The 17,207-nt window shown below is 45.1% G+C and carries 27 protein-coding genes; 9 read left to right on the forward strand and 18 right to left on the reverse strand.

The genetic code is table 11. The features are described from left to right. Positions 1–5: 5 nt before the first annotated feature. The gene (locus QFX30_RS07470) at positions 6–179 is read right to left on the reverse strand and encodes a hypothetical protein (protein WP_300490372.1); all 174 of its coding nucleotides are present in this window, start codon (positions 177–179) and stop codon (positions 6–8) included. Between the two features lie 500 nt (positions 180–679). Between QFX30_RS07470 and QFX30_RS07475 the strand changes: the two genes are divergently transcribed. From QFX30_RS07475 to QFX30_RS07490, 4 genes are all read left to right on the forward strand, one after another. Further along, a complete protein-coding gene (locus QFX30_RS07475; protein WP_300490375.1) occupies positions 680–892 on the forward strand; it encodes a hypothetical protein in 213 nt (70 codons plus the stop codon). 54 nt (positions 893–946) lie between these two features. Then, positions 947–1,525: a hypothetical protein gene (locus tag QFX30_RS07480; RefSeq protein ID WP_300490377.1), complete on the forward strand. Its 579-nt coding sequence runs from the start codon at positions 947–949 to the stop codon at positions 1,523–1,525. Next, positions 1,522–2,268 carry a metal-dependent hydrolase gene (locus tag QFX30_RS07485; RefSeq protein WP_300490380.1) on the forward strand — a complete coding sequence of 249 codons (747 nt, stop codon included), beginning with the start codon at positions 1,522–1,524 and terminating at the stop codon, positions 2,266–2,268. The genes QFX30_RS07480 and QFX30_RS07485 overlap by 4 nt, the downstream gene beginning before the upstream one ends. A 392-nt stretch (positions 2,269–2,660) precedes the next feature. Beyond that, positions 2,661–2,984 carry a hypothetical protein gene (locus QFX30_RS07490; protein WP_300490383.1) on the forward strand — a complete coding sequence of 108 codons (324 nt, stop codon included), beginning with the start codon at positions 2,661–2,663 and terminating at the stop codon, positions 2,982–2,984. Here QFX30_RS07490 and QFX30_RS07495 read toward each other — a convergent pair. Then, positions 2,959–3,216 (reverse strand): hypothetical protein, encoded by a 258-nt coding sequence (locus QFX30_RS07495; protein ID WP_300479227.1) that lies wholly within the window; start codon positions 3,214–3,216, stop codon positions 2,959–2,961. The two genes, QFX30_RS07490 and QFX30_RS07495, sit on opposite strands and share 26 nt — an antisense overlap. Next, positions 3,217–3,624, reverse strand: a complete 408-nt coding sequence (locus tag QFX30_RS07500) for a hypothetical protein (RefSeq protein ID WP_147670837.1) — start codon at positions 3,622–3,624, stop codon at positions 3,217–3,219. Positions 3,625–4,333: 709 nt separating this feature from the next. Here QFX30_RS07500 and QFX30_RS07505 point away from each other — a divergent pair. Beyond that, positions 4,334–4,468 carry a hypothetical protein gene (locus QFX30_RS07505; RefSeq protein ID WP_255477753.1) on the forward strand — a complete coding sequence of 45 codons (135 nt, stop codon included), beginning with the start codon at positions 4,334–4,336 and terminating at the stop codon, positions 4,466–4,468. Positions 4,469–4,481: 13 nt separating this feature from the next. Here the strand turns inward: QFX30_RS07505 and QFX30_RS07510 are convergent, their stop codons facing one another. The 5 genes from QFX30_RS07510 to QFX30_RS07530 all read right to left on the reverse strand — a co-directional run bounded on the left by QFX30_RS07510 (position 4,482) and on the right by QFX30_RS07530 (position 8,227). Next, positions 4,482–4,643, reverse strand: coding sequence for a hypothetical protein (locus QFX30_RS07510; RefSeq protein ID WP_191216084.1), 162 nt, complete (start codon positions 4,641–4,643; stop codon positions 4,482–4,484). 149 nt (positions 4,644–4,792) lie between these two features. After that, a complete protein-coding gene (locus QFX30_RS07515) occupies positions 4,793–5,227 on the reverse strand; it encodes a hypothetical protein (protein ID WP_300490386.1) in 435 nt (144 codons plus the stop codon). Between the two features lie 226 nt (positions 5,228–5,453). Further along, entirely contained in the window at positions 5,454–6,644 is a 1,191-nt protein-coding gene (locus tag QFX30_RS07520) for a site-specific integrase (RefSeq protein ID WP_300490389.1), read from the reverse strand. A 224-nt stretch (positions 6,645–6,868) separates the two neighbouring features. Further along, positions 6,869–7,321, reverse strand: a complete 453-nt coding sequence (locus QFX30_RS07525; RefSeq protein ID WP_300490392.1) for an FxLYD domain-containing protein — start codon at positions 7,319–7,321, stop codon at positions 6,869–6,871. A 258-nt stretch (positions 7,322–7,579) separates the two neighbouring features. Next, complete coding sequence (locus QFX30_RS07530; protein WP_300490395.1) at positions 7,580–8,227, reverse strand: DUF3426 domain-containing protein; 648 nt, start codon at positions 8,225–8,227, stop codon at positions 7,580–7,582. Positions 8,228–8,609: 382 nt separating this feature from the next. On the opposite strand from QFX30_RS07530, the gene QFX30_RS07535 reads away from it, so the two are divergent. After that, positions 8,610–9,167: a YIP1 family protein gene (locus QFX30_RS07535; protein ID WP_300490398.1), complete on the forward strand. Its 558-nt coding sequence runs from the start codon at positions 8,610–8,612 to the stop codon at positions 9,165–9,167. Then, the gene (locus tag QFX30_RS07540) at positions 9,167–9,991 is read left to right on the forward strand and encodes a hypothetical protein (RefSeq protein ID WP_300490401.1); all 825 of its coding nucleotides are present in this window, start codon (positions 9,167–9,169) and stop codon (positions 9,989–9,991) included. The genes QFX30_RS07535 and QFX30_RS07540 overlap by 1 nt, the downstream gene beginning before the upstream one ends. Positions 9,992–10,315: 324 nt before the next feature. On the opposite strand, the gene QFX30_RS07545 is transcribed toward QFX30_RS07540, so the two are convergent. The 4 genes from QFX30_RS07545 to QFX30_RS07560 form a co-directional block, all read right to left on the reverse strand. Then, entirely contained in the window at positions 10,316–10,810 is a 495-nt protein-coding gene (locus QFX30_RS07545) for a radical SAM protein (protein ID WP_300490403.1), read from the reverse strand. Next, a complete protein-coding gene (locus QFX30_RS07550; protein WP_300490405.1) occupies positions 10,746–11,099 on the reverse strand; it encodes a hypothetical protein in 354 nt (117 codons plus the stop codon). Before QFX30_RS07550 ends, QFX30_RS07545 begins: the two co-directional genes overlap by 65 nt. Positions 11,100–11,141: 42 nt before the next feature. Beyond that, positions 11,142–11,393 (reverse strand): cobalamin-dependent protein, encoded by a 252-nt coding sequence (locus QFX30_RS07555; RefSeq protein WP_300490408.1) that lies wholly within the window; start codon positions 11,391–11,393, stop codon positions 11,142–11,144. A gap of 75 nt (positions 11,394–11,468) precedes the next feature. Further along, a complete protein-coding gene (locus QFX30_RS07560; protein ID WP_300490410.1) occupies positions 11,469–12,038 on the reverse strand; it encodes a TetR/AcrR family transcriptional regulator in 570 nt (189 codons plus the stop codon). A gap of 96 nt (positions 12,039–12,134) precedes the next feature. Here QFX30_RS07560 and QFX30_RS07565 point away from each other — a divergent pair, with 96 nt between their 5' ends. Then, positions 12,135–12,467 carry a hypothetical protein gene (locus QFX30_RS07565; RefSeq protein ID WP_300490414.1) on the forward strand — a complete coding sequence of 111 codons (333 nt, stop codon included), beginning with the start codon at positions 12,135–12,137 and terminating at the stop codon, positions 12,465–12,467. Between the two features lie 80 nt (positions 12,468–12,547). Here the strand turns inward: QFX30_RS07565 and rfbB are convergent, their stop codons facing one another. The 6 genes from rfbB to QFX30_RS07595 are packed head-to-tail and all read right to left on the reverse strand — an operon-like array spanning position 12,548 to position 16,767. Beyond that, positions 12,548–13,558, reverse strand: a complete 1,011-nt coding sequence (gene rfbB, locus QFX30_RS07570) for a dTDP-glucose 4,6-dehydratase (RefSeq protein WP_300490417.1) — start codon at positions 13,556–13,558, stop codon at positions 12,548–12,550. Between the two features lie 10 nt (positions 13,559–13,568). Next, positions 13,569–14,126, reverse strand: a complete 558-nt coding sequence (gene rfbC, locus QFX30_RS07575; protein ID WP_300490421.1) for a dTDP-4-dehydrorhamnose 3,5-epimerase — start codon at positions 14,124–14,126, stop codon at positions 13,569–13,571. Next, on the reverse strand, positions 14,119–14,997 hold the full coding sequence (rfbA, locus tag QFX30_RS07580) for a glucose-1-phosphate thymidylyltransferase RfbA (RefSeq protein ID WP_300490424.1): 879 nt from the start codon (positions 14,995–14,997) through the stop codon (positions 14,119–14,121). The genes rfbC and rfbA overlap by 8 nt, the downstream gene beginning before the upstream one ends. A gap of 11 nt (positions 14,998–15,008) precedes the next feature. Then, entirely contained in the window at positions 15,009–15,842 is an 834-nt protein-coding gene (rfbD, locus tag QFX30_RS07585; RefSeq protein WP_300490426.1) for a dTDP-4-dehydrorhamnose reductase, read from the reverse strand. Then, a complete protein-coding gene (locus QFX30_RS07590) occupies positions 15,843–16,541 on the reverse strand; it encodes an HAD family hydrolase (RefSeq protein WP_300490429.1) in 699 nt (232 codons plus the stop codon). Between the two features lies 1 nt (position 16,542). After that, positions 16,543–16,767 (reverse strand): hypothetical protein, encoded by a 225-nt coding sequence (locus QFX30_RS07595; protein WP_300490432.1) that lies wholly within the window; start codon positions 16,765–16,767, stop codon positions 16,543–16,545. 81 nt (positions 16,768–16,848) lie between these two features. Between QFX30_RS07595 and QFX30_RS07600 the strand changes: the two genes are divergently transcribed. Next, positions 16,849–17,196, forward strand: a complete 348-nt coding sequence (locus QFX30_RS07600) for a metalloregulator ArsR/SmtB family transcription factor (protein ID WP_300490435.1) — start codon at positions 16,849–16,851, stop codon at positions 17,194–17,196. Positions 17,197–17,207: the final 11 nt, after the last annotated feature.

Consider the following 17,207-nt stretch of genomic DNA (forward strand, 5'->3'; position numbering starts at 1 on the left):
GGAAATCACATCCTGCCTACGCTCTGCGCTGTCCTTGCAAACAGGTAGGTCATCCATAACAATACCAGAATTATCATGGATGCCGTGAATATAAAGGCGTATTCATCAATTTCACATACTCTACGGTCCCTAAATTCTTCATCCAGATCCATATCTTCCCAGTGGTCGTCAAAATCCATATCATCACCTCAGGAGTTTTATGAAGCCCTTCTGATATGATTTTATGGAGATAAAAGCCCCTGGACATGGAATTTGGCACATTAAGAATCTCTTGAAGAGAAACTGTGGAGGTAGCACCATATCCACTGACCATAATATTACATATTATTAATATTATAATAAAAGTTTATGGGTACTGCATAACATCTAGTTAAACATCCGATGTCAGGATTGTTAGAGAAGAGTGTTCTTACAGCACCTTAAGATGATTTATTCGAGGTCTATATGATTGTCTCTGGACGGCAAAATAGCTACTGGAGTTCTCACTCCGGAAAATTCGATTTGCATTTACATTACACAGGGACCTCCCGAATATACGACCAAAAAGAAGCAAAATCCTACTTATATACGTCCAGTTTATTGAGTCCGCCGAAATCGCATACTTCCCTTATCCTGAACCCATAACCTCATATATCCATAGTATTATTTAATAGTCCTATGGTAATATGAGGTGATTAAAATGAATAGTGAAATAAGAGCCGCCCCGCCCTCAGCGAAAGAAACTGGAGAACTAACAAAAAAACTGCCCTTAGACAGGAAAAAGAACAAACACCTCTTTATTCTAGAAGAAATCCTGTACATGGACACAATTGAAGAACATCCCCTTGGAATACACCTCCACCTAGAGGTACACATCCTCTCTGGAACCTGTGCCCATGGAAGCCATAGATGAAGGATCATGCAGAGTCACTATGGGCCTTAAATCTGTAACAGGGGAGTGTAAGGCTTGGAGAAACTCATCAACGAACACCTCGAAAATGGCAGGAGCGTGGCTGTGAGATACAGGGACGTCACAGAATATGATATAAACGCAGACTACGAGATCATCTACCTGGAGATTATAAACCCCGCAAAGGAAACCGCTGCGATGATACTCTCAGAGCTTATAGAATCATCCAAAACCACCATATACAGCAAATACACTCTGAATGAAATCACAAGGACCATAAAGAAAAGAACAAAAAACAGGGACGTCCTGATAGTCTTCAATGATCTGCAGGACCTCTCAAGGAGCTCAACCCGCTTCTTCCTGGATATAATCAGTGAGGTCCAGATACTCTGCAGCATACGAGCAGAGACAAAGGGATACCACACAAAGCTCCTGAACAATATGAAGGTCCTGAGCCTCGAAGAAGATGAAGTGACCGACATAAAAATACCTCTGATCATAATGGGAGGGCTTATAGCCTTTTTATTATACCTGAAGATTGCAATGGGCCTTACGGGAACTGTTGCATATCTTGTTCTTGCATCTGTATGGTTTGGAACGATAATAGCAAGGACACTGCTCTGGATTGCATCATGAAATTCACAGGAGTTCAGATGGGGATGAGATGGTACACTCATGCGATTTTTGCATTTATCATGGGCACTGTCCTTGGTTATATCCTCGGTGTGGATCTGGGACCCTACTATTTTATTGTTACAGTTGCAGCAGGTACAGTAATTGATTTCCTGGAAATTGCAGTTTATGATAATCACAAAAGAAACCTTCACAACCTCTTCATTCTAATACCCTCAGCTCTGATTTACATGATGTATGATGCCACAATAGGCGCGGGGCTGACAGTGGGGCTCTTCTCACATATTGTACTTGACTGTATGACACCTACAGGTTGCCCACTCCTTCACCCTTTAAAGAAGATGAGATACGCTGTGAAATGGAAGAATAAAAACTCCAAGGCACGTGAAAGGAGGATCCTGGCAGTAATGGTCGTACTTGCATTCTGTACAGTGGTAATAATGGTTCCGCACAGTCCTGTGAATGGCATGATCGAATCATGGGCGGCAGGCCAAAACACAGGCAATAGGTCAGACCAAGGATTTACAGGACCCCACCTGAGCATAAGCAACCCTACAAGGGACGTGTGGATCCACCCCTTCTCAAATGGGAGCATATTCATAGATGTGGAAGATGATCCATCCAGTAAGTACCACCACACTTCAGGCCCATCTAGATCCAGATATAAACTACAAGGAGACCCAGATAAAAAAGAAAAGAAAAATGAAAACAATACAAACAATTTCAACTCCTCTAAACAAAGATAGAATCCCATAACCTGTCATAACCACAACCATAACCAGCCATAACCAGGATATCCAGAGGTCACATTAAGAATCTGATAAATCCAAAAAACAATCAAAACTGATATTATCGTTAAAAAAGGATTATGGTATCGTCAAAAGATCAAAAGAAAGCTTTAATGATCTTGTGATACGGTTACAAAACTGGGTTTCACCAATATATAACAATTTTTTATGATAATTCCAATACGGTAATCACTTTCAGGAATTTTCCTGATACCTGTTTCGATGCATAGGAGTACCTTTACCTGTGCATGACAGGAGACTCAGACCTAAATTCAGTTGCACTCTTTTCTTATGTAACCATGAACAAGATTTATATGTAAAAAGTTACATAAGAAAATATGGTGATGGTGATGATAAAGTCATTCACCGCGATAGTAGACAGACAGAAAGACGTTGAAACCCTGCAGGAGATGAAAGACTACATAGCTGCAAGAATCAGGGCCCTGGAAAGCCAGACCTCTGAGGCTGGAGACGGGTCCTCAGGTAAGAGCAGGGAGGTCGTGGCCTCAGTAACCTACAGGCTTGAAAAGGTGAGGTGCGGGAAAAAGGGCTGTAAGAAATGTCCACACGGCCCCTACTGGTACGCCTACTGGAAAGAAAACGGAAAAACAAAATCAAAATACATAGGGAAAACGCCGAAACCAGTGACTAGGACACCGAAAGCTCCTCAATAACCTCTTTTTGCATTGAAACAAATGAGAAGCCCTCCCTGTCAACATCCAGGAGTTCATCCTCAGTGAAGAGGTACCTGGCCTCATCAGGCATCAGATACAGAACTGCAAGGTACTCATCAAACCACTCCATATACACAGGCTCATCAGGGACAAAGAAATAGTAATTACCTGTGATCCTATCCATGAAGAGCCTGCCACGAACCATCCTTGAACCTGACACTCCAATCACCACCTACATCAACCTCTGCTGAAGTTCCTCTGAAATCAACCTGTGCAGGTAGAAACCCCTATGCCTGCAGGACTCCACATCCAGGACAAAGGAGGACCCATCATCCCTGAGGGCCGTGAGGGGTACAAAGAACCAGTGCCTCACCTCAGGTATCAGAGTCGTGACAAAGGGCCTCGCCCTGAACCTGGTTGCAAGTCTCCTCAGCTTCCAGATGTAAGCCTTGGGGAGTTCAAAGACCTCCATGTATGGCAGGAGGACCATGAACAGAAAAACAGTTTCACCATCACCTGCAAGCATGAGGTGCATTTCACGCTCCCTGATACTCAGAACATCAAAATTCTCCTGCATGAGGGACCTCTTGAGGTCATTCTGGCGATTCAAGAACGCCTCACTGTTGACATACTCACTCAATTCCAGACCTCCACAAGGTTTAATGCCGTGGACAGGCCCCCCGTGGTGGAGGCACCCTGAGGGGGGAGATTCGGCCGGAGAGGGACACAATCTGAATTCCATAATTAATTGCATGTGGGACCTGTCCACCGACACTTTCATATTAAACTGAATAAAAAAAGTAATAAAAATTTATGGGTACAGAAACAGCAGGTAAACCTGTGAATCTCATTTAAGCCATCCATAAATATGGGATTGTTGAAGGGGGTTGGTGGGGGTGGGCGGGTGGGGTGTACAAGTTAGATCCAGAGCCCATAAAAACTGGCCCCACTCCAGGACCCCCATATGTCTGATATACAGGGTGTGTATATCATGATATACATGGGGTGTATATAACTCTCCGAGGGTACCCGCCGGTCGGGGCTGATATCGATATACAGATATTGTAATACATCATCTGATATACGTGGTGTGTATATCTGGGGGTGTGGGGGTGATATACGTTGAAGGTATGCCTGTAGGGCCGTCCTGATATACATATACACGATATATATATCAGGTTTTTCTCCAGGAGACCTTCGCTGGGTTATATACAGTATGTGTATATCATGATATACAATGAGAGTATATAAATACTAAAAATGATTATTTTATTATTAAATTAATTATAAGATCAGGAGGTGTTAATCTGGATAATTCCTGGAGACGGTTCTCTAATAAAAAAGTGCAGATGATCATAGAACTACCTGAAAGACTGCTGAGGGACCTCAGATTCATGGCCCTCCTGAAAGGCATGGATGAGGAAGAACTCCTGCAGGAAATCATAACAGACAAAATCAGTGACATTAAAGGCAAAAACAACTAGATTCGAGTCCCAATTACTCTTTTTCTAGGTGATCAAGAATTATCTTCCGAATGTAGTTACTCATCGTGCTCCTCGGCGGGACCCTCCTCTTGAGGGCCTCAACCTCATCAGGGTAAAGCCTCACAACAACGGGTTTTGTGTTCTTGAAACCGCCACCAGGTCTGCTGCCAGCCAAGAATAATACCTCCTCTGTGTAGACCTTCACCCTTGGAACTTATAAAGGTTTAGGAAACCAGGGCAACTTTTCTGGGGTCCCTGCAGAGTTGATACAGAAAGACAAAATTGCTGGGCCAAAAAAATTATGAATAGAGAATAAAAAGGAAGTCAAATATTCATTCTCAGGAGCTCCTCAAGTTCAAGTCTGGTTATACCACACTTCATGGCATGGAAACCAATAGTGTCATTACCTGTGAACTCATTGATCTCCATCGGATCACAGTCAAAAACCTCAGCTATGCTCTTAATGGACCTGATTGATTCCAGGATCTTCTCATCAACCTCAAAATCAGCAGAGTACCTGGACTCAAGAAGCTGGAGGTACTCGCGCTTCTCCTCAATCTTCCTCTGCGTTTTCTTAAGGACATCCTCAAGTTCACTGATCTCATCCTTCAGGAGCTCAATCTCAACACGGAGCCTCGTGCTTTCACTGCTGATCTTACTGGCAAAGTAGTCGATGGCATCCCCGTAGCTGTAATTACTGTTCTTTATGATCACCTTGGACTGAGGCTTGCACCTGGCAGAGACCAGAACCTTCTGCATATACGTAATCACTCCCTCAGAAGCGTTTCAGCATCATCCAGGAGTTTAACCAGCCTCTCAAATGCATCAATGGCCTCCAGTATCTCCCTGAGATCATCTTCACCAACACTATTCATAACAACACCTCCAAAATTATTACAATAATTGTATTAAAATAACATTATATAAATATTACTAAAACTAGCAGTTGGTAAAAAATGAATGAATAAAAGATCAATCAGAGACCCTAATCAGGGATTCTCTTACTCAAAAGTTCATTGATCTCAGGGTACTGCTTGAATATCCTTATGAGCTTCTCAGTCTTCTGGATCTCCTCCTTCATCTGATTATAAATCTTCTCAACCTCCCTCAAGCGCCTGTAATCCCTATCCTCAATGGTCCTCACCTCAACACCATCAATTGAAAGATACGGGAGGGCCTTCATGTACCTCCTCTTGAGGTCCTCAGGATCCATGTACCAGTAGGCCCTATCCACATCAGAGATCTTATGACCTGCAAGGAAGTCCGCCAGGACCTTGTCACCCAGCTTATTAATGATGGTGGATATGAAGTACTTCCTGAGTGCATGGGCCCTCCAGAAACTGTAGGCACCATCCTTCTTCCTGAAACCCGCCTCGAGGCCTATACGCCTGAAATTCGTTACGATGATATCCCTGTCAATATCCTCACCATTTCTCTTAACAAAGAGAGCCCGATCATAATCCCTGATGCGTATCTTCTCATTCCTGCCATACATCCGCTCCTTGAGGTAATTCAGGATCTCCTTCGTGGCCTCAGGTGGGATGAAGGTCATGTAGCGGTAGTTAACCTTCTTCCTGACAATATCCAGGGTTATGATCTCATCCATGAGTTCATCCCTGGCATTGAAGAGGTCCTCAACCGTTTCAAGTTCACGGCCGATGGCATCACCTGCAGCATCCAGGAACTTTCTGATGGTCAGCCTCCTGGCCTCTGCCTGCGCCATGCCTGAGAGTGCCATGAGGTAGATGAGGGCCTTCTCCCTGGGCGGTGCCATGCTCACAAGTGTCCTGAGTTCCTCCCTGGTGATGAGTTTGCCATAGTTCTGCTCCAGACAGATGTCCCCTGAGGGCTGTCTGAGTTTTGGCATTGTGATGTCCATGGCCTCATAGAATGACCTTACGGCATAATAGTAAAGGCTGATGGTGGAGGGGGCCTTGCCCTCATCCTCAAGGGTCCTTCTGAACTTCAGGAGATGCAGGTTTATCTTGCGGTTTCTCATCCTGATGCCGGCCTCCTCCTCTTCCTCTGCCTCAGTTATGAGTTCTGCAGGTGTCATGCCTGTGACCATGCAGTACTTCTTGAGGCACTGGAGGTATGTTTTGAAGGTGGACTTCTCCAAACCCTTCCTGAGTACCCAGGTCTCAAATATCACATGGTCCGAATCTCCAAACTTCATACACTCTCCTCCAAAAATATTATTTAATACTGTCCCTTAAATATCTTATTACAAATAGTGTTTATTCGGACCATACGTTCGTAATAGTATCCTATTACGAATATACGGACTGAATAAACTGGATATTTCCATTTATAGAAAATTTTTTCAAACTAATCAGTAGATGAGGGATGAGAATCAAAAAATATCATTGATCTGAAAAAGAATTATAAATTATTTTATCTTTATCCTCCTGAGGGAATCCCTATAGGAGAAATCAGTCTTCCCTCTGTTCTGAATCCGATAATTGAAACATCTTCAGTGACGTTTATTCTTCCCCTGAACTTTCTTTTTTCTCCAGGTTCAAGCCTATCTATATCGATTCCATCAACCTTCACTACATTTCCATAATCGTCAATTAATTTTATATAGACAACCCCAAAATCTAGAGGCTGATTGTACCTGTTTTGAACTTCTCCCGTGATAAAATAAGCTCCATTAGCCTCTTCAATAGTGAAATTGATGACATCAAACTGGACAAGCCCTTTTTCATAGGAGGTCATAACTTCGCTTCCTTCAAAACTTCCCACCATAAAAATAAATATGGACCATAAAAGGAAGATAGAAATCTTTGTAATTCGTCCACGTCTATTCCACCATTCACTGATTCTTCCAATTATACCTCGTTTATCTCCCATTAAATCACCTTTAACATTAAACAGATAAACTATAAATTCATCTGATTAAAGTTTTTTCTATTTAATCTCAAATAACTACTTAATAAACATATAATAGATGACTATTATTATAATAAATAGAGGTATTCAATTTTTTCAGACTGCATTTAATTATTTCAATTTTTTACTACATAAAAAGGTCGATACTAAAATAATTCACTTAGATGGTGCATCCTAAAGCTGCTATTAATTTATAAAAAATAAAGAGATCCTGCTTAATTAAACAGGCGTTCCATATGCAGGGTAGCTAAACTTCTCTTCCCACATGTATCCACAGTTCCTGCATTCGAAGTAATCGAGATATTTGCCCTCCCTTTCCAAGTATATCTCATCAGTGACAATATTATTAAAGGAACCACAATAGGGGCAGCTTACCTTCTCTCCCTCGGGTAAAACAAGTGGAAACTTTCTATCCTTAGTTGATTTATCGGTAGATTTGGATTCATATTCATATAGTGATTTATCTGCATCTATAACTTTAGCTTCATATTTTACTATTTCATGGCCGGGATCATCAAGATAGAGCTCGAATGTTGATTTAGCTCCAGGAGCAAGATTAGTATCGTTAGCATAGGTGTAATCTTCTGCTACGAGTTCCCCATTTTTATCGTATCCTCTTACAAGAATTTTGACATAGGCCACGCCAAAATCATTTTTGTTTTTTACCGTACCGTTAATATAATAGTATCCATATTGAAAGCTACCAGTTGAATTTACTATTACAACATTTTTTGCTTCAGGATGTGTTTCCTGTGTTTCATTAATGGTTTCAGTAGGTTCTTCAGAAGTACAACCAGAAACCATAACTACCATACAAATTAAACCCAAAGTTAGAAAACCCAAATATTTTGTTTTTATAGACTTCATGGAATACCTCTAAAAAGTTATATGGTTTATGTTTACTTATTTATGATATCAAAATCATTTAAATATTTAATCAAAGTTTTTGGTGTCATAGTTAATAACATACAGCTAAGCATCGATAATTATGAAAGTAGCTGACCACAGGTTGCACAATCATAATTAACGAATCAGCCTAAATTTCAGATTGCTAGAAAAGCGATTCGTGTTGTTTCCTGAAACCCAAATAGTTTTTATAGAAATGGCAGGAATATAGTAATGTATCTCAGGGGGTGATCGGAGGATTGAGTTTATTTCTGTTATTCTTCAGGGGAATGGTTATTTAATAAATATGAAATCGGACATGATTATTTAAGTCGTATGGATAGAATAAGGGGAGGTCAATGCTTTGAGCAGGATAATGAACTTTTCCAGGGACCTTGTAGGGGTTCTGGCATCGCCTGAGGAGACGTTAAGCAGGGTAAGGGAGCTTGGAGTTGAAAACCAGGGCCTTTACCTTTACGTGTTCTTCTCGGCCTTTCTTGGGTACATGATGGGTGGGTTAATTTCTGCTATAACGGGCGCCGGTATAATGGTACCCGTCCTATTGGCGCTGGTTGGACTCGTTGTGTCCTTCATAAAACTGATAGTATGGGCTATCATATCACATATAATCGCTACCGTGGTATTTGAGGGTAAGGGGACATTCGCAGGCACCCTGAAGATGATGGGATTCTCAGCGGCGCCCTTTGTGGTGGGAATATTCGCTCTCCTGACAATGACACTTCTCGGGACATTCTTCACATCATCAATGCTATTTGTGGTGATGTACATCTGGACGGTAATGATTGCCGCCGCTGCAGTGGCTGCTGAACATGAAATGGGCTATGGAAAGGCGTTTCTATCAGTGTTCGCACTTCCAGCCATTATAATAACACTTCTTATGATGCTTGCGGGGGCATTATGATGGATAGAACTGACATTGCAGGGGCCATAATCCTCATAGTGCTAATTGGAGGGTTCATTGTGGCATCAACAGCCTCTCTTCTACCCAAAACCTGGGAGGAGTCCACTGTATCTGAAAACTTCACCCTGAACTCTGCAGAGGTCTCTGGTGTTAAGTATGTAAATGTGAACATGGAATCAAATACAAGCGGGGCCTACATTGGATTTGCTGATAATGCAGATAGCGTTTACATGATCTCAACAAAAACCGGCCCTGGAGATGCGAAGCCAGAGGTTAACTATACCGTTGATGGCGAGACACTGAACCTCAACGTTAAGATGGATGCAGGTGATGCAAGGATACTCCTATCAAACAGGTACACCTACAATATAACCCTCAGGAGCAAGCTTGGAGGCGTTACACTGGTTCTTGCAAATAACTCAAGGGTGGACACCATCAATTCAACCATCCAGTACGTCGGCGGCGGCACAGTAATCCTGGGGAATACAAGCTTCCGGAACGCCTCACTCAATGTGAATACTGGTGGATTCTACATAGCAGACCTTGCAGAGGGTGTGAGACCCACAGGTAATATGAGCACCCAGGTCACGGTGGGGGGAACATCAGTAGCCTTGTTTCCGGCATACGCCACCAGAATCACCGGATCCGTGGATTACGGAGGGATAGGTTTCGAACCACAGGGATTCAATGTTTTGAGAAATTCAACCGGTTACCTTGAAATGGAAACACCATCCTATGGAAGTTCAGCAGGACTTCAGATAATAAACAGGGTCGGACTTGGAGGCATCAACGTGGGTGTATTCAGGATGCCTGTCACGCCCTGAAACTTTTCACGCCTTTAATTTTTTTTCTCAGGGGGATCTTAGGCTCAATGTATGTCCTGTACAGTGTTTCAAAGAATACACGTATCATGTATGTGTGCTTAAGGAGATATGAGGGCCTTGAATAGAATTTGAGGTATGCCTTAACGAGTTTTCTCTGGATAACTTCACGGCTCAGTCCAAGTTTTTCGTACTTTATAACAGGCTGTATAACGGTGTACCGACCCCAGTCCTCCTCTAGGAGGCCCTTACTTTTGAGTTCAGTGTAGATGGGGGTCCCGGGGAATGGTGTCAGTATGGATTACTGGCTGTAGTCCGGGTTAAGTTTTATTGAAAAGTCGATTGTTCGATCCATCTCGGAGGGCCTCTCACCAGGGTAACGAGAATGAATGATGTTATAACCTCCAAACCAGCCCTTTTAGCAGCCTTTACCGCGTCCTCTGACTGCTTAACGGTTATGCCCTTTTTCATCATATCAAGGATGCGCTGGCAGCCTGATTCAACACCATAGTATACTGTGCTCATCCCCGCCTCCCTGAGAGTCCTCAGAAGTGGCTCCTGAACCATATCCACACGTGAGGATGTAACAAAGCTCACATCCAGGCCCCTCCTTCTGATCTCCTCTGCTATTTCACGGGCCCTTGGCCGATGCAGCATGAAGGTGTCATCAAGGAAGGCAATTTCATGGAGGCCGTAGATCTCGGTGAGTTCCTCAACCTCATCCACGAAGTTCCCGGAGCTCCTGAAACGAAACTTTTTACCCATTATAAGTGATGAAGAGCAGTAGCGGCAGGGATAAACGCATCCACGGCTTGTTATCATACCCCGCCTCCTGACTGGAGGTTTCATAGTCCCTGAAGTGCACAAGGTGCCTTGCAGGAAAGGGGATGTCGTCGAGGTTCTCTATGAGCGGCCTTGGAGGTGTGGTTCTGAGCCGCTCATCGGCGCGGTAGCTGATACCCTTAACCCGCTCGAGGACAACCCTGTACCCGCGTTCCCAGCCCTCTGCGATTTCGACGATGGTTTCCTCACCCTCACCCATAACAACAACATCAAGTTCCCTGCAATCCCTGAGAGTCTCCAGAGGGAGAAAAGTGGGGGTGGGGGCCACCTATAACCGTAAGGACATCGGGAAGAACTCTCTTTATGGTCTTTATGTACTCAAGGAGGTCTTTATGGTGGCTGTGGTTGCGGTTATCCCAACAATGAGGGGGTTGAGCTTTTCAACGAGGAGTGCAACACCCTCTGCCCCCATCCTTCTGAGGTCGTCGTCTATTATCTCCACACTGAAGGAGGCCCTCTCAAGGGCTGCTCCAAGGTACATCAGGTTGAGGGGAGGTAAAACAAATCCAAGCTTATTCTTAACAGCTGTCTGATCCTCAGGGTTTATGAGAACAACGTCCAATAAAAACACCATCCTTCAATTAAGGCCTCCTACGAGGATGGCTTCTTTAAGTATGCCCTTCAGTCTATTCACCCCTCAGGGTTTTAAGCCGTTCCACAGGATGTCAGCGAATTTTTGGGGGAGCCTGGTTTCATGGCATCTGAAGTGTGAACTGAGGCTTGCATGTGAGATGTAACCTATTATAAGTTCTGCGGCGACTCCTGGATCCACATCCTTTATCTTTCCTTTTTCTGCCATTTCGCTGAGATAATTCTCAAGTGCAGTGTATATCATCTCCCCTGTTGAATCTGGAAGTTCCCATTCCTCAAATCCGTGTTCCTCAAGTTCTCTCTCAGCCAGCATCACAAAGAGGAGGTCCATCTTCTCTTTAACAATGACCTCTGTGAGCCCTGAGATAACATCATAGATGACCTCCTGGGGCTCCCTGTCTGCATTAAGTACATCCTCGAGTAGTGAAGACACCCGTCTTCTGCTTGTATCCATTATCCTTTTCAGTAGATTTTTCTTGGATCCGAACTTTCTAAAGAGTGTTACCTCGCTGACACCGGCTTCAGCAGCTATCTCCCCTGTTGTGGCTCCCCGGTAACCCTTTCTTATGAATAGGCTCCTTGCAGCTTCCAGTATCCTATCCTCTGTGGAGACCATGATATCACTTATGTAAGTACTTACTAACACACCTTATATAAACTTATCCCGATAAGCGGGTTAATGTTATATAAAACAACCAGCACAGATTAAACCATGGAAATAACCGAGGACGATGTTATCCAGTCCCTGGGTATCTTCACAGCTGTCCCTGTAATTCTGCTTAAGCGCTGGGCCGGAAGGGGCACCAACCTCGCGGCAAAATTCAGGTCCCAGATAATGAGCCAGTACTCTGACCTGTCCCTGAGGGACCAGAAGCGGGTTAAAAGAGTACTTGAAATGGACGTATCAGAGATTCAGGATATACTTAAGAGGGCCTACATGAGAACAGGTAAGAAACAGCTCAAGATACTTGCAGATCCCTCAAGCAGAAGATTCATAGAGGTAAACCTCCGGGAGGTCAGGAGTATACTCGATGGCATCCTCTGAGGGCGCACCCTCCTTACTTCCTTAAAGGACTCCAGGCATTGGACCCCAGTACGCAGTATCTTTTCTTCCTCTTTGCATGATCAGGACCGTAGCCTTTCACCATACATGCGCTCATAGTACCTGAGGTACTCCCCGCTCTTGATGTTCTCCCACCACTCTCTGTTTTCAATGTACCACTGGATAGTCTCCCTTATACCCTCCTCGAAGGAATAGGTGGGCCTCCAGCCAAGTTCATCCATTATCTTACTTGCGTCTATGGCATATCTCCTGTCATGTCCTGGTCTGTCATCAACGAATTTTATGAGTGACTCATCCTTCCCGAGCTCCCTGATGATGAGTTCTACGATCTCAATGTTCCGCCTCTCATTGTTGCCACCTATATTGTAGACCTCACCGATACGGCCATGGTGGAGTACCAGGTCTATGGCCCTGCAGTGGTCATACACGTGTATCCAGTCCCTAACATTCATGCCATCACCGTATACAGGGAGCGGCTTCTCCTCGAGGGCGTTGGTTATCATGAGGGGTATGAGCTTCTCAGGGAACTGGTAGGGGCCGTAGTTATTGGAGCAGCGGGTTATGTTGACCGGCAAACCATAGGTACGGTTGTATGCCCTGACAATGAGGTCTGCAGAGGCCTTGCTGGCAGAGTAGGGGCTGTTGGGTGCAAGGGGAGTATCCTCTGTGAAGTAACCCTCCTCTGCGGAGCCGTAGACCTCATCTGTTGAGATCTGTATGAACCTCTCAACGCCGTGCCTCCTTGAGGCCTCCAGAAGTGTCTGGGTACCCATGACATTTGTCCTTATGAATATGCTGGGGTCCTCGATACTCCGATCAACGTGGGATTCCGCCGCAAAGTTCACAACAGCGTCAGAGTCTGCTATGAGGCGGTTAACGAGTTGTTTGTCGGTTATGCTGCCCTTAACAAATGTGTAACGCGGGTCATCCTCCACGCCGGCGAGGTTTTCAAGGTTCCCGCAGTAGGTAAGGGCGTCAAGGTTGATTATCTCATAGCTGTGGTTCTCAAGCATGTACCTTATGAAGTTGCTACCTATGAAGCCGGCTCCACCGGTTACAAGAATCCTTTCCATTCAAATCTCCTCAGAGGTAAACTGGCCTCTCCTTCAGGGGCTTCCAGTTTCTGTCCTTATCTGAAATTATGAGTTCATCCACCATTTCCAGGGGCCACTCTATCCCGATGTCGGGGTCGTCCCAGGGTATGCCAGAGTCATATTCAGGGAGGTAAAGTTCCGTGCACTTGTAGTTGACTATGCACTCATCTGCGAGGGCCAGAAATCCATGCGCAAATCCCTCTGGAATGAAGAATTCCCTCCGATTCTCCTCTGAAAGGAAGACACCCACCCATTCACCGTAGGTCTCTGAGTCCCTCCGGAGGTCCACCGCAACATCAAAGATCTCACCCTTCACAACCCTTATGAGTTTTCCCTGGGGCTTTTTTGTCTGGAAGTGAAGGCCCCTGAGAACGCCCCTCCTGGACATGGACTCATTGTCCTGGAGAAAGGTTATATCAAGCCCATGGTCCCTGAATAATGCCTGGTTGAAGGTCTCCATGAAGTATCCCCGTTCATCTTCGTAAACCTCAGGTTCTATGATGACTGCACCATCGACTCTGGTCTTCTGGAATTTGAATTCACCCATGGAAGTTTCCCTCCGCTAGGTCCTTCAGGTATCTGCCGTATTCTGTCTTCTCAAGTTTTTCTGCCATTTCAAGGAGATCTTCCCTTGTGATCCACCCGTTGTTATAGGCTATCTCCTCAAGGCATGCGATGTAGAATCCCTGCCTCTTCTGTATGGTCTCTATGAAACTGCTTGCCTCAAGTAGTCCATCATGGGTACCTGTGTCAAGCCAGGCCATACCACGGCCCATGAGCTCCACCCTGAGCTTCTTCATCTTCAGGTACTCCTCATTGACGGAGGTTATCTCAAGTTCACCCCTCTCAGATGGCTCTATTCTCTCGGCAATTTCAACAACCTGGTTGTCATAGAAGTAGAGGCCAGGAACGACGTAATTGGATTTGGGTCTTTCAGGTTTTTCCTCTATTGATATAACCCTGCCTTCACTGTCGAATTCAACAACACCGAATGGTCGGGGGTCCTTTACATAGTAGCCGAATATAACAGCACCCTCCTTGATGGATGCGGCCCTCTGGAGTATTTCACTGAACCTGTGCCCGTAGAATACGTTATCGCCCAGGACCAGTGCCACCCTGGAGTCTCCAATGAAATTCTTCCCCACAATGAATGCATCGGCAATACCACGGGGTTCCTCCTGCACCTCATAGGAGAACCTGACACCGAACTGTGAACCATCCCCCAGCAGGTCCCTGTAGAGTGGAAGGTCCCTTGGTGTTGATATCACCAGTATATCCCTTATACCTGCGAGCATCAGCACAGATAGCGGGTAGTATATCATGGGCTTATCATATATGGGGAGGAGCTGCTTTGAAACAGCCCTTGTTATTGGGTAAAGGCGGGTTCCTGAACCTCCTGCAAGCACTATACCCTTCATTGTGAACCTCCTTATCTCATTTCTTCAAGGTAATCCTTAAGGGCTTCCCTGTAGCTTCTTAGGGGTCTGAAGCCCTCCATGATCCAGTTGTAATTTTTCAGGACAGAAAATGATGGCCTGCGGGCGGGTCTCGGGAATTCATGGCTCCTTACAGGTTTCAGTTTAACATCCATCTGCAATGTACTGAATATTTCCCTGGCAAATTCATACCATGAGCAGTGGCCAGAGTTTGTTATGTGGTAAACACCATATGCGGGCCTTTCAATAAGCTTCCCGATTGCACCTGCAAGGTCACGGGTGTATGTTGGAGATCCGTACTGGTCATCCACAACACTTATCTCATGTCCCCTCTCTGCCAGTTCCACCATGGTCCTCACGAAGTTCCTCCCGTTCCTGCCAAAGAGCCAGGAGGTCCTTACTATGTAGAATTTATCTGTCAGATCCCGCACAGCAACCTCGCCCAGGTACTTGGTTTTACCATAGAAATTTAGGGGATCAGGTTCATCAAATTCAAAGTATTCATCACCCTTCCTGCCATTGAAGACATAATCGGTGGATATGTAAACCATACTGGCACCTGTCTGTGACGCGGCAGCCGCAACGTTCCTGGTCCCGAGCACATTCACCTGATAGGCGGTTTCACGCTCTGACTCTGCACAGTCAACGTCTGTGAATGCAGCCGCATGTATAATGGTATCAGGCTGCGTTTCGGCTGTAAGCTCCATGAACCCCTCAAGGTCCCGAATGTCAAGATCTCCTGACGTTAAAACATCATGTTTTTCTTTCAGGACATCAATGAGGTCAGTTCCAAGCATACCCGAGGCTCCGGTTAAAAGAACCTTCATTCAATCACCCATAATGCTCACTGCAGCCCCATAACCTGTTATCTCAAGGAAGGCATCAACGTCACCGAGACCCTCAAGGACATGGTCGGCGCCTGCGGCCTCCAGTTCATCGACGGTGAAGTCCCCGGTGGCAACCCCCACAGTCCTCACCCCAAGTTCTCTTCCGGCTTCAATATCCCGTGGGGTGTCACCTACGGTTATAACATTTTCCCGCCGTATCTGTCCGTAGATGGAGGATGCTCTTTCAAGGGCAAGCCTCAGTATGGCGGCCCTGCTGCACCCCTCATTGCCAAAGCCCCCGAAATTGAAGTATCCGTCAAATGAGGCCTCATGGAGCTTCAACCATGCGACTGGCTCAATGTTTCCGGTCACAACCCCCAGCGGTGTCCCGGCTTCACTTAGCCTTTTAAGTATAAACTCTGCACCATCCAGGGCTCTTATGTTATCCCTCTCAAGGTTCAGGCGGTAATTGTATGAGATCCTATCCACTATCCTCAAGAAATCCTCATCGCTGATTTCAAGGCCGTACTTCCATGCTGTCTGGAATATTATCTCCTTATCGGTCATCCCCTGGATGCTCCCAATGTCTATCTCAACATCAACGTTGAAAAGTTCCCTGAACGCCTGCCTGAAGGAGTAGAAGTGACAGTGGGATCCAACAAGCAGCGTTTTATCAATATCAAATATGATTGTGTTCATCTTAGACCTGCCTCTCATACTTTTTCCTGAGGTGTTCAGAACTGTACTCATAGTAAACTATGTTTGATTTCAGAAATACCCTCTGGGCGGGGGTGCCATTCCTGAGGTAGGTGACGATTATCTTACGTTCACTTACCCGTATTTCAATTGCATTTCCACGGGGACCTGTGGTGTAGGTGTGTTCAGCCCCCAGGATGTCCATTATTCTTATCCAGTCCACTGCCATGGCCCTTTACCCGCTCTTTGATTCTGCTTCACCATCATGGTAACGTTATTATTATCTACAGTTTCATCTATAAATTATTCTATGAAGAGGGATGTCTGTGAAATCGATGATGCCAATGAGGCCCTTGTGCTCAGGGTGAAGGAGTCGATGCCTGGAGACGATGAAATAAAAAGACTCTGTGACCTCTTCAAAATATTATCAGAGCCCACAAGACTCAGAATAATCGAGGCACTCAGTGTGGATTCCCTGTGTGTCTGTGAACTTGTATCCCTCCTTGAGATGACCCAGTCAGCGGTTTCCCACCAGCTCAGAATCCTGAGAAGCGCGGGAATCGTTGACTATGAAAGGGATGGTAAGATGGCACGCTACCACCTCACCGATAGGGGCGTGGCAGATCTCATAGAAAACTGCAGGAGTAAATGTCTCTAGTAGGGAGTTAT

Origin of the sequence: Methanothermobacter sp., assembly GCF_030055435.1 — an archaeon.
Lineage (GTDB): Archaea > Methanobacteriota > Methanobacteria > Methanobacteriales > Methanothermobacteraceae > Methanothermobacter.